An 11,984-nucleotide genomic window follows, 5' to 3' on the forward strand; every position below is an offset into this window, starting at 1 on the left:
TACCCTCCTGAGTGTTTTTCATGGGTGTGACTACGCCGTTAGGTACAGGGAACCCGAAGGCGACAGAACCTACACTAACCTCTCCGCAGCTTCCGCCAGACCCAATCAACAATCACGAAGCCAACAAGCGTCACACCAAACAGTGGTGCAACCACCGAGTAGGCAATCAACAGCGCCACAACAGCTGCTGCAACACCCGGGCGAATGTCCCGCCAACGCGTCGGCGCCGGGAGCCTGCCAGGTCGGCCACCTCGACCGCGCCCAAACCACATGGCGTACCCGCGCACAATCATCGCCAACAGAGCGACACCAATCAGTGCCAGGACCAGCTGATTCACCCACCCGAACAGGATGCCCATGTGCGCGTTAATCAGCCATTCGGTCAGCTTCGCCGGCAGCGGCCAGTCCGCAAAATGAATCCGATCGACCATCGCTCCGGTCGAACCGTCAACGGTGACGGTCTCAATGCCCATCCGCCATTCCTCGCGGGCTTCCTTGGCCATCCACACCGTGCCAGCCTCCGGTGGTGTCAGTTCGACTTTCCCGGACAGGCCCTCGGCACGTGCGAGGTTCATAACACTATCTGCCTCTGACCAGTCATAATTCGCTGGTGCAGTCGCAGTCATGGCTGGTTTCGGTGCGTACCAGTCCATCGTCTCGCGCAGCTTTGCGATGCCCGTTCCAGCCACCCACGACCACGTCAGGCCGGTGACGGTCAGGAACAAAAGTCCAACACTGACCGCCACGCCAACATTCGCGTGACGACGCATATGATGCGCCCTCTTACTTGTTCCCTGTGTCCGCTTGCGACGCGAACGATCCCACCAGAGCCAGAGGCCACCAATAGCCAGTGCGCCCATCCAGGATGCTGCCGTCTCGGAGTAGAGGCGACCGAAGTTGCTATCAATCCAGAGTCTGCGGTGCCCTTCAGAGATCCACGCCCGCAGTGGCAGCGCCGCCGAGGAACCGTATTGCACCAGGTCACCCTTGATGCTCAGGTCGCCTGGGTCGACGAACACCGCATGTCGGTAGGACTCCGACTTCAGCTGCTCATCATTGAACATGACTCGCGTTGTCTGCCCCGGCTTTTCCGGGACCTGCACCGCGGTCACCGGCAGGTCAGGGTGCACGCGCTGCGCGACCTCAACCTGCTTTTCCAGCGGTTGTGCGGGAAGGCTTGATGTTGCGGTTAGCTCTTCGTGGTAAACCACCTTTTCTATGCTCGGGGCGAGGGCATACGCCACGCCTGTGATAGCTGCAATAACGAGTAGTGGCGCAACGAGGATGCCTGCAACGACATGGATTCGGTGCAGTAATGCTCGTGGCCCACCATTTTTCTGAGTCTGTGCGACGGGGTTTGCGGCTGGCGTTCCAGCGGCATCGCCTGTGGCTATTGAAGTCATGCCTCATTAGTCGGACGAACTGCCCCAGTTGTTCCCCAGCAAGCTCACTTTTATTACTTCCAGGGGTAGCCATTCGGCCACGCACCTCGTTGTCGGCCACCTTGTGCGCAACTACCCGTCGTTAAGCACGCGTACCCTCGTAGACATGGCTTATCCAGACGTGTACCACGCCGATGACAACCGCTATGAGACAATGCCGTACAACCGCTCCGGCAGCACGGGGCTGAAGCTTCCAGCCATTACGCTGGGACTTTGGCATAACTTTGGTGATGACCGACCGCTCGAGACGCAGCGTGAAATCCTGCGCACCGCGTTCGACCACGGCGTCACGCACTTCGACCTCGCCAACAATTACGGCCCACCGCAGGGCTCTGCGGAGGCGAATTTCGGTCGCATCATGGCCAAGGATTTCGCTCCCTACCGCGATGAAATGATCATTTCCTCCAAAGCCGGTTGGTACATGCAGGATGGTCCCTACGGCTTCGGCGGCTCGCGGAAGTACCTCGTGGCCAGCTGCGATGCCTCGCTGAAGCGCATGGGCCTGGATTATGTGGACATTTTCTACCACCACCGCCCCGACCCGGATACGCCTATCGAGGAAACCGTCGCCGCCCTCGATTTCCTCGTCCGGTCGGGTCGCGCGCTCTACGTCGGCGTTAGCTCCTACTCCCCCGAGCTCACTCGCCGCGCGCAGAAAATTGCCCGTGAGCTGGGCACACCGCTGACCATTCACCAGCCGAGCTACTCCATGTTCAACCGCTGGATCGAGGACGAGCTGCTGGCAACCTGCGCCGACGAAGGCATGGGCGTCATCGCCTTTTCCGCGCTTGCGCAGGGGCTTCTCACCGACCGCTACTTGGATGGCGTGCCGGAGTCCTCGCGTCTCGGGGCGCACAAGATGAACTCGGGGTTCCTCAACGACGACACGCTCACCGCCATCCGCGAGCTCAACGCCATTGCTTCACGACGAGGCCAGTCCCTGGCACAGATGGCCATCTCGTGGGTGCTCCGCCGTGACGAAGTGACCTCAGCCCTGATCGGTGCATCCTCGGTGAAGCAGCTGAAGAACAGCCTCGGCGCCCTGGACGCTGCACCGTTTAGCGATGAAGAACTCGCGGAAATCGACAAGTGGGCTGTCGACCGCGGGATTAATCAGTGGCAGGGCGCTACGGAGTCTGTGTAGGGAGCTCATCGAGCGCCGGCAGCACATACTCGATCAGCTCATCAATCTGTTCTTCCGCATCCCGCTTCGAGGTGCGGAAGTTGATGCTGACGTGATTGATGCCGAGCTGTCGCTGGGATTGCAGCAGTTCAATGAGCTTGTTGCGACCAAGGCGGTACCCGAAGTGGCCGCCCTGCGCGGGGGCGTCGGGATCTTCATGCAGGTCAATCCACAGTGATTCCAGGAATGGTTTGAACACGTCCTCACCGCACTCCTGAGCCACAGCCTCCTGCCAGTTGGCGATGTTTTTCTTCTGCATCTCCAGGCCCTTGTGGTACATGAACCACCCGTCGGTATGCGCGGCCTTCCACTCCAGGCTCTGCTGACAGGAGCCAGTGGCCAACAGCGGAACTCGGCGTGCCAGTGGCTTGGGCACCACATCGGATCCGCCCATCTTGCCCTCGGACCAGCGGATGGGCCGGTAGCTAGTACTGAGGGCCTTTTCATAGACCTCGATATGCTCGCGGAAGCGCTCACCGCGCTTGCCTTTGTCCTGGTTAAAGGCGGGGAACTCCTCGGGTCGGTCACCGGTGGCAACGCCAAAGAGGAAACGGCCGTCGGAAAGCCTGTCCAGTGTGGCAGCGCGCTTGGCCATCACCAGCGGATGCTGGAAGGGCACGACGACTGCACCGGTGCCGAGCGCGATATCGGTGGTGTGTGCGGCGATGTAGCTGAGGTACATCCAGGGGTCGTAGACCTGGCCGACGTCGCCAAATGTTTCCACGCGCAGCGGGATGTCGCGTGCCCAGACCGCCGCGATGCCTGCGCGTTCGACTTTCTGAATCAGCCGAATCTGGTTGCTCAGCGCGTCCCTGGGCTCGGCTTCGGCGTCCTGCTCGATGGGCAGACTCAGCCCTACCGTGAGTCGGCCCGGCGCGAATGTGCGCTGGTAACCGGGTAGTTCGTCGATAGGCTTGTCCGAAAGATCAAACAGCGAGCTCATGGTGCTCCACGGTAGTACAGCTCGAGGTGCGGCACTCGTCGTTAAGCTGGGAGCATGCTTGAGGATGTCATCATCGTCGGTGGCGGCCAAGCTGCCCTCGCTACCGCCTATTACTTGCACAAACGCGGCATTGATCCGCTCATTCTGGACAATCAGCCCGCTCCCGGCGGCTCCTGGCGCAATGTCTGGCCCTCACTGACGCTCTTTTCCACCCCGGACTTTTCCAACCTTCCGGGCATCCAGATGCCCGATTATGACGGTTTCCCGCCCGCTTCCCACGTGATTGACTACCTCAGCTCCTACGAAAAGCGCTACGAACTGCGCGTCCAGCGCCCGGTCACCGTCACGCACGTCTCCCATGACGGCACCTTCCAGCTCACCAGCGATGCCGGCGACTTCGAATCCCGACAGCTCATCGCCGCCACCGGCAACCGGCCCTTCGTCCCGTATTACCCCGGCACGACCTCCGCGAAACAGTGGCATTCGGCCAACTACCCAGGTCCCGAGCCATTCGAAGGCTCCCGCGTTGCCGTTGTCGGCGCGGCGAACTCCGGCGCCCAAATAGCCTCTGAACTGGTGCTTTCCGGCATCGACACCACCTGGTTCACCCGCCACGAACCACGCTGGATGCCCGACGACGTCGACGGCCGCGTCCTGTTCAAACGCTACCGCCAGGGCGCCACCGACAGCATTGGCGACATCGTTGCCCTACCGCCCGTCCGCAAAGCCCGCGACTCCGGCGCACTCACCTGGACACCCATGTTTTCTTCGCTTGACGACGTCCACGCGGACCACCTCATCTGGTGCACCGGTTTCCGCCCAGCGCTCGACCCTTTCCGCAGCATCGACTCTGACCTCATCGAGTTCGTCGGCTACGGCGACTGGGTTGGCCCCGGTGCCGCCACGATCATGGGTGTTGGCCCCTTTGCTAAGCGCGCGGCCGAGCGGGTGGCTGCCCGTCTGTCAGCATGACCTGCATCAACAGCATGTCCAACCAGCGCCCGTTCTTCGCCCCCACCTGCGGCAATAGTCCAACGCGCTGGAAGCCATACTTTTTGTGCAGCGCAATCGACCCCTCGTTGCTGCCTTCAATCGCCGCAACCAGAACGTGCTTTCCCGCCTCCCGGGCAGCATTAATGGTCTTGTTCAATAGTGCGCCACCAATTCCCCGGCCTTGAAAGTTCGGATGCACGTAGATGGAGTTTTCCACCGTGTACTGAAACCCGTCGAAGTCACGGAAATCGCTAAAGGTGGCATACCCAGCGACTTCGTCGTCAAGCGTGGCGACGAAAACCGGGTAGCCCTTGTCCCAGTGCGCCTCCATCCATGCGATGCGATTCTCCGCACTGACAGTGTCATCATTCCAGATGGCGACGGTGTTGATTACGGCTTCGTTGTAGATCTCCGCGATTGCCGCGGCATCGTCCCGCGTTGCGTGCCGGATGATCACGGTTTTGCTCCCCATTGTCTGCGCTGGTTATCTGCACTCTGCTTTTATGAAAGCGAGATTACCAAGCTTCTACGTTCGAACGGGTGTTTTGTTTGTATTCTTGGGACACCACCTAGCGCGCCCCCTGCAAATACCCAGATAAACTGTGCTTTTATGGTCGACTAATCGTCTTCGAGAACTCCCCAATATTTCTTTTCATTTCTCTTTACAAACTAGAAACATGCCCGTATGATAGCAAGTACGTTCGAAAGAAAACCGACAACCATTGGAGCACCAGGGGGATCCAATGAAGTCCGACCAAGCAACCGAACCATATTGGGCTCATGAGAATTCCGAAGATGAGCTCTCAGCACTCGCGCGGGCTACCAACCGCGCCCAACTTGAGTTGATTGAAGCCTGCTGCCCTGCAGGTGATGATGACGTTGAAAACCATGCCGCTCGCATCAGCGTTCGGTTGGGAATCACTCGCAGTGAGGCACTGCGTATCTGTGACATTGGCCTGTTGCTGGAGAAAATGCCACAGTTGGCGGAATATGCCCGGGAAAGCTGCGCATTATCCATGCGGCAACTCGGCATCATTGCACATGGCGTAGTCGGCATCGAGCCTGATCAAATACCCGATGCAGAGAAGAAGATTCTGGCATTGGTTACGCCACGGAAGCGTCGTCAAGCAATGATTGGTCCTCGCACGCTCACCACCAAAATTGGTGATATTGCTGCGGACTTGGATGACCGCGCTCGTGCCGACGGCACAATTCCCACCATCACCGACACGGAATCGGTGACTCTGGTGGAACGTCCCGACAGCTACTCTCAAATCATTCTCACACTGCGGCCGGACCGCGCCTATTTTGCCATGTGCGCAATTGAAACGGTCTTCCGCGCGAATGAGGAAATGACGCAGGCGGATGCATTTGTGGAACTCATCCACCAGCGCACCAATGCGGAAGTTGTGCTCAATGTTTTCCGCGAGCCCCACAGTGATGACGCCTGGCTGGACGGTGCCGGCTGGCTAGGCGCGCTGGTCACGGAGGAGTGGATGCAAAAGGTGACGAATGTCCGCCTCTCAGCAGACAGCGCCACCAATGGTTACCGTCCAACTCCAGCGCAGGTCGCCCGCGTCCACGGTCGCGATGGAACATGTCGCTTCCCCGGCTGCGAAGTCCCAGCATATAAGTGCGATATTGACCATATCGCGCCGTACAACCAGGAAGACCCCGAAGCCGGTGGCCCCACCGACACGCAGAATCTGCACTGCCTATGCAGGAAGCACCACAACCTGAAAACCCACAAGCTCTGGGATATCACCGCTTATGAGGACGGCTCAGAGGTGTGGTCCTCTGCCGACGGTATTACCGCGGCGACCGTCCCGGCCGGACCATTAGCCGGGTTCGGGCGACAGACATTTGACAAACGCGCTACCCAGAAGACGAAAGCACGCCATGACCACTACATGAAGTGGTGGCTGTCATTCGCGGCTGTGCCAGATCTGGTCTTTGATGATGGGGAGGATTAACCCAGCGGGCCACCGCAGTTCGGCCATGCGCCAGCACCCTGGGAGGCAAGCACGCGCTCGCCAATCTCAATCTGCTGCTCCTTGGTGGCCTGGTCAGCTGTCGGTGCGTACTGGTCACCGCCGTGGCCACTCCAGGTCTGCTGCGAGAACTGCAGTCCGCCGTAGTAGCCGTTACCGGTATTGGTCTGCCAATTTCCGCCGGACTCACATGCCGCAACCTGATCCCAGGCGCTGACTGATGCAGCGTTAGCGGCGGCGGTCGGGGCAGCAATCATGCCTGCTGCCACAGCGGCGGATGCGATGAACTTACCGGAAAAACGCATAAAAAGAGAACACTCCTAAAGGGTTGACTTTTCTCTTGGGCGACCAACCTACGCGCACCCTCCCCCGTCCTGTCAACCCGTATCCTGGAAAGCATGTCCGTGGCAGATGTCGTCCGCAAGACCGAGAGAAGGATCAACGCGCTGGCCGCCAAGCGTTCCAAAAACGCTGGTTGGGAACCGGAAATCATCGGTTTCACCGGGTACGGAAGTGCAGAGCGCGTTCGCGTATTCGGCCGTGTCCTCCTGAAGGATCCGGCCAAAAAACGAGACGAAGAACGAAACAAAAAACGCGGATTTTGGCAGTTCTTTACCGTCGAACTCGCGGACTTTCCCGTCACCATCACTGCCGGCGACCGCACGGTGGAAACCACCACGGATAGCAACGGCTATATCGAGGTACTAATCAGGAATCACGGCCTGGAACCCGGCTGGCACGAAATCACCATCAACGACACTCCTGCAGAGGTCCTCATCCTCTCCCCGGAGACCAAATACGGCATCGTCTCCGATATTGATGACACCGTTTTGGTCACTATGCTGCCGCGCGCCCTCATCGCCGCCTACAACTCCTGGGTCAAGGAGACAGACGAGCGCAAGGCCGTCGCTGGCTTCAGCGAGTTCTATGCGCAACTTCGCCGTCGTTACGCGAGCAAAACCGACGAGGACACGGACGTTCCCGTCATCTATCTCTCCACCGGAGCGTGGAACACCTTCAGCACACTAAAAAAGTTCCTACACCGCAACAACCTGCCGAAGGGCCCACTGCTGCTCACCGACTGGGGGCCAACGCCCACCGGCCTGTTCCGCTCGGGCAAGGAACACAAGAAGGTGCGACTTCGCGACCTGTTTATTGACTTCCCCGAAATCAACTGGATTCTCGTCGGCGATGATGGCCAGTACGACCCGCTCATCTACGGCACGGCCGCGGCGGAGCATCCGGACAAGGTCGCGGCCATCGCAATCCGCAACCTCACTCCCAGCGAGCACGTGCTCTCTCACGGCACGGCGGTGCCAATTGAAAAGCTGGAGAACAAGGAGGTCCCGTTCATCGAGGGCGCCGACGGCTATGAACTGCTCAAACAGATTGACCAGCTGCCGCAACCATGATCTACCTCCGCCATGCCCGTATTCACGATGATGCCGAGCTCCCGGCGTACGTCGTAAAGCTCGCGCTGCCCTCCCCCATGACCTTCACCACGCCGATTACCATCCTGACCGGCGAAAACGGCAAGGGAAAGTCGACGGTACTGGAGGCGTTAGCGTCGGCGATGGGTGTCGATACGGACGGCGGCTCGCGGTACAAGACGCAAGAGCGCACCTCCCCGGTCCCACTGGCGCTGACCAGGCGCAATCCCCCGGATACGTTTTTCTTTCGCGGCGACACGCACCTGAACCTCGCGCGCTATTACGAGTCGCTTGGGCAGCTACCAGGTGGCAGAGAAATGGCAGACCTCACCCAGATGAGCCACGGCCAATCCATCATGACGCTGGCCGAACGCCGCTTCAGTCCCGAATCACTGATTTTCCTTGACGAACCCGAGGCGGGACTGTCGGTCCTACGCCAACTGGAGCTCCTCGGCCGCCTCGGCGCGCTCGCGGAAGCCGGCGCACAAATCATCATGGCGACGCATTCCCCCATCCTGCTCGCCACGCCAGAAGCAACGATTATTTCGCTTGACGACGCCGACACCACCCACTTCGAAGACACCCTCGCGGTACGGGCGACCAGGGATTTCCTGGCCGATCCGGTCGGCATCGCGGACTACATGGTGGAGCGTTTTACGTCGGATTCTTAAGCCCCAGCGCCGCCACGACACCCACGGCCGACAGTGCCACCGGCAACCACATCGCGTCACTCATGGCGGTGGTGAAGTCGCCACGGTTGCTGCTGAGCGCCGCCGCCATGACGGTGGCAATCAGTGCGCTACCCAGCACACTGCCAATCTGGCGGATGGTGTTGTACACACCGGAGGCGGCACCGGCGAGGGACGGGTCGATGTTGCGAGTAGCAGCCGTCGACAGCGTGCCCCAAATAAACGCGTTTGCCACACCGAATGCGGCGCCCGGCAGTAGCAGCCACAGCACGGAGAGGTCCTCGTGGATGAGGTAGTGGAACCCGAGCATGCCCACCAGCGAGGACCCAAAACCGATCAGCGCGAACTCGCGGAACTTCAGCCGGTCCAGCATTCGCCCAGTCCATGGCGCCATGACACCGGAAATGAGCGCCTGCGGCACGAGCAGTAGTGAGGCCTGGATGGTCGATAGGTCGCGGGCATTCTGGGCGAAGAGGATGATCGGGAAACCAACCGCGACCACCAGCGCGCCCATCACGGCAATGGCCAGCGAGGAGATGGTGAAGTTGCGATCCTTAAAAAGGGACAGCGGCATCAGCGGTTCGGCCGTGGTCTTGGCCTCCCACAGGGTGAACAGGGCCAGGACCACCACGCCACCGGCAATCAGTGCCCAGATCCAACCGGACCAGCCGGCACTCTCCCCCTCCTGAATGCCGAAGACCAGCAGGAACATACCAATCGCGCTGAGTACAACACCGAGATAATCAATCTTGTTGCGGTGCGTCTCAAAGGTCGGCAGATAGCGGAACGCAAAAACGAGCCCGATCAGCCCAATCGGCACATTAATGAGGAAAATCCAGCGCCAACTCAGCAGCTCAATCAACACGCCACCGGCCAGCGGCCCCGTCAGCGAGGCAATTCCGGCCGCCGCACCCCACAGGCCCATCGCCGCACCGCGATGCGCCGGCGGAAACATCTGCGTAATCAGCGCCATCGTCTGCGGCGTCAGCAGCGCGGCCCCCAGTCCCTGCACCACGCGGGCAATGATCAGCATGCTTAACGACGGCGCCAACCCACACGCCAGCGACGCCAACACGAAGATAACCAGGCCCGCTACATAGGTGTGCTTGACTCCCCAGAGGTCACCGAGCCTGCCAGTAATGAGCAACGGCACGGCATAGGCCAGCAGATAACCACTGGTCACCCACATGACCTGGTTGAGCTCACCGCCCAGTTCATGCTGGATGGTGTTGATACCAACGGTGACAATGGTGGCGTCGACCAGGATCATGAAGAAGCCGAGTAACACGGTCCATAGCGCTGGCCACGCCTTTTTGGGATCAAACTGAGTATTCAAATCTGTAGCCACTCGGAGTTATGTTAGTTGATGGCTCGGGTGTTAGTTGATGGCACAGTAAAATCCAGGCTATGGCTGTTCAGCATATGACCGATGAAACCATCGCCGAGTTCTTCGCCAATCACCTCTCGCGGGTAGATGATGACACGCAGCGCGCTGTCGCTCTCGAGGTGTTGGAATGGGTTCATGAAAAGTACCCGGAACTGGGCGTTCGCATCGCTTGGAATCAGCCGATGTTCACGCTCGATGGCACTTTTATCATCGGTTTCTCCTACGCCAAGAAACACATGGCGATTGCCCCGGAACGCGCAGGTATTGAAAAGTTCGCCGACGACTTCGATGCCCGTGGCCTCTCCTACGGAAAAATGATGGTCCGTTTCCCCTGGCCAAAGGACGGCAAGGCCGAGTCCATGCCGCTGGACCTGCTGGCCAAGATGATTGAGTTCAACATGGAGGACAAGCGCGGGATGACCAAGTTTTGGCGATAGGCCGGGGTTGATTACCAGACCTGGAAGCTGCCAAGCATTTAATGAGCATTCCTTTCCTCAGCGAGATTGCGGAGGAATGCGTCTTTGTCGTCGCAGTAAATCTCAATCGAGAAAACGGTCATTAGCCCCTTGTAAAGATCTTCTGCCACGACTTGCGAATCCACTTCTAATCTGACGTTCACTTCACTCAAAACAGGCACCCTGAGATTGCCGTCCTCGTCAATTGCTATGTCCCCTCCTTCACCTGCCGTTACGGAGCTCGCATGACGTAACTGTGACCACGGAATTTCGCAAATAAGCCTTCGCCCATTTCGCAGTACGAGTCCTTGCGGTGTTATGAGATGCGGATGGTCCCGAACAGTTACGTAAAATCCAGATAGAAGAACTACGGCATAAACACTAATTACCAGCAATAAATATCGCCAAAGTGCATTAGAAATGGCAAAATGCACAATGCTGATTTCTACAACGCTTAGCGCCAGTATCATAAAAACAACAGTTCGAAGGTTTCTATGTACAGTGAAGGCTCTGACTTCACTGTCGACATTTTTCTGAGGCCTAAAGAATGCGAAAGCAGCTATCAGTGAACCAACTTCCGAAACGAGTAGCGCTAGTATTTTTCGAGGTACACCAAATTTCTTCGCCGTCTCGGACAGTGAAGCAGCCCATGACCTGCCATTTCTGAGATAGTCTTGCCACATACCCCCAAACAGCAAGAGAAAAGCCGCAACCATCACCACCAGCGGCAACAGGAATACCCAACCCGGCAAACCAGATACCACATTCATAAGAAGGAAAAGAACTCCTTCAAAAATAATTGCGGTAAACAGTATTGCTCTAAATACACTTTTCACGCTTGCCCTCCGATTATGAATTGTCAGGTTTTCCCCGGAAGAAGATTCCTCACCATGCAAGCTCTCTTAATACTTCTTACACATTCTTGGGTTGATTTTTCACGATATAAACAGGTACCAAATGATCGTCAAAATATGACCGTGAATCAATTTCATGACTGAACATCGCTATATCAATGCCCCAGATGGGGATGCGCACCGCATTACAGCCAGCTAAGAGATAGGGCCGACTGCCCTCATGCACATCTCAAAACTATTCAAGTTTTCTTCTACTTTCAATACAAAATGAGTTGTGAGATTTCTACATTTCTTCTCGTGAGCCGTTGCAATGCTAGCTGGCCGACGCATCCGACGACTTATGGCCACGCTATTCACCTATCGATGCGCTACAGCGTGTCCACAAGTGAATAGCGCATCGACAAGTGAGAGAGCCTGGCTCACAGCGTGCGCATAAGTGCCGAAAAACCATCGATAAGTCAGGGGAATACATCGACAAGCCCCCGAAACCTGGCCATAAGTGCCGGACAGGGTTAAAGGAGAGTTAAAGGACAAGCCAACAACGTCAGCTCAGCATCTGCTTCTGCTTCGGGTTAAACGACAGAAGGGGATGCGGACGGAATCTTGGAGGATTCCAT

Annotated in this window: 12 protein-coding genes; 6 read left to right on the forward strand and 6 right to left on the reverse strand. The window is 58.1% G+C overall.

What is annotated here, in order from left to right:
* Positions 1-74: 74 nt before the first annotated feature.
* A complete protein-coding gene (locus HMPREF2547_RS01480) occupies positions 75-1,403 on the reverse strand; it encodes a PepSY-associated TM helix domain-containing protein (RefSeq protein ID WP_070429084.1) in 1,329 nt (442 codons plus the stop codon).
* Between the two features lie 145 nt (positions 1,404-1,548).
* Between HMPREF2547_RS01480 and HMPREF2547_RS01485 the strand changes: the two genes are divergently transcribed.
* A complete protein-coding gene (locus HMPREF2547_RS01485) occupies positions 1,549-2,586 on the forward strand; it encodes an aldo/keto reductase (protein ID WP_070604516.1) in 1,038 nt (345 codons plus the stop codon).
* On the opposite strand, the gene HMPREF2547_RS01490 is transcribed toward HMPREF2547_RS01485, so the two are convergent.
* Complete coding sequence (locus HMPREF2547_RS01490) at positions 2,570-3,568, reverse strand: LLM class oxidoreductase (protein WP_049172573.1); 999 nt, start codon at positions 3,566-3,568, stop codon at positions 2,570-2,572. The two genes, HMPREF2547_RS01485 and HMPREF2547_RS01490, sit on opposite strands and share 17 nt — an antisense overlap.
* 54 nt (positions 3,569-3,622) lie before the next feature.
* Between HMPREF2547_RS01490 and HMPREF2547_RS01495 the strand changes: the two genes are divergently transcribed.
* Positions 3,623-4,540, forward strand: coding sequence for an FAD-dependent oxidoreductase (locus HMPREF2547_RS01495; protein ID WP_049172575.1), 918 nt, complete (start codon positions 3,623-3,625; stop codon positions 4,538-4,540).
* On the opposite strand, the gene HMPREF2547_RS01500 is transcribed toward HMPREF2547_RS01495, so the two are convergent.
* Positions 4,497-5,018, reverse strand: coding sequence for a GNAT family N-acetyltransferase (locus HMPREF2547_RS01500; RefSeq protein WP_070604518.1), 522 nt, complete (start codon positions 5,016-5,018; stop codon positions 4,497-4,499). The genes HMPREF2547_RS01495 and HMPREF2547_RS01500 overlap by 44 nt on opposite strands.
* Before the next feature lie 286 nt (positions 5,019-5,304).
* On the opposite strand from HMPREF2547_RS01500, the gene HMPREF2547_RS01505 reads away from it, so the two are divergent.
* Positions 5,305-6,534: an HNH endonuclease signature motif containing protein gene (locus HMPREF2547_RS01505; protein ID WP_070604520.1), complete on the forward strand. Its 1,230-nt coding sequence runs from the start codon at positions 5,305-5,307 to the stop codon at positions 6,532-6,534.
* On the opposite strand, the gene HMPREF2547_RS01510 is transcribed toward HMPREF2547_RS01505, so the two are convergent.
* The gene (locus HMPREF2547_RS01510) at positions 6,531-6,857 is read right to left on the reverse strand and encodes a transglycosylase family protein (RefSeq protein WP_005511827.1); all 327 of its coding nucleotides are present in this window, start codon (positions 6,855-6,857) and stop codon (positions 6,531-6,533) included. The two genes, HMPREF2547_RS01505 and HMPREF2547_RS01510, sit on opposite strands and share 4 nt — an antisense overlap.
* Positions 6,858-6,950: 93 nt before the next feature.
* Between HMPREF2547_RS01510 and HMPREF2547_RS01515 the strand changes: the two genes are divergently transcribed.
* Both HMPREF2547_RS01515 and HMPREF2547_RS01520 read left to right on the forward strand, forming a co-directional pair.
* Positions 6,951-7,964 (forward strand): App1 family protein, encoded by a 1,014-nt coding sequence (locus HMPREF2547_RS01515; protein WP_070604523.1) that lies wholly within the window; start codon positions 6,951-6,953, stop codon positions 7,962-7,964.
* Positions 7,961-8,653, forward strand: a complete 693-nt coding sequence (locus HMPREF2547_RS01520; protein WP_070604525.1) for an AAA family ATPase — start codon at positions 7,961-7,963, stop codon at positions 8,651-8,653. The genes HMPREF2547_RS01515 and HMPREF2547_RS01520 overlap by 4 nt, the downstream gene beginning before the upstream one ends.
* Here HMPREF2547_RS01520 and HMPREF2547_RS01525 read toward each other — a convergent pair.
* Positions 8,637-10,019: a DHA2 family efflux MFS transporter permease subunit gene (locus HMPREF2547_RS01525; RefSeq protein ID WP_070604527.1), complete on the reverse strand. Its 1,383-nt coding sequence runs from the start codon at positions 10,017-10,019 to the stop codon at positions 8,637-8,639. The two genes, HMPREF2547_RS01520 and HMPREF2547_RS01525, sit on opposite strands and share 17 nt — an antisense overlap.
* A gap of 59 nt (positions 10,020-10,078) precedes the next feature.
* On the opposite strand from HMPREF2547_RS01525, the gene HMPREF2547_RS01530 reads away from it, so the two are divergent.
* Complete coding sequence (locus HMPREF2547_RS01530; RefSeq protein ID WP_070604529.1) at positions 10,079-10,495, forward strand: iron chaperone; 417 nt, start codon at positions 10,079-10,081, stop codon at positions 10,493-10,495.
* 38 nt (positions 10,496-10,533) lie between these two features.
* Here HMPREF2547_RS01530 and HMPREF2547_RS01535 read toward each other — a convergent pair whose 3' ends face one another.
* Entirely contained in the window at positions 10,534-11,349 is an 816-nt protein-coding gene (locus tag HMPREF2547_RS01535) for a hypothetical protein (RefSeq protein ID WP_048731909.1), read from the reverse strand.
* Positions 11,350-11,984: the final 635 nt, after the last annotated feature.

The sequence above is a fragment of the Corynebacterium sp. HMSC055G02 genome (genome assembly GCF_001809065.1).
GTDB lineage: Bacteria > Actinomycetota > Actinomycetes > Mycobacteriales > Mycobacteriaceae > Corynebacterium > Corynebacterium jeikeium_D.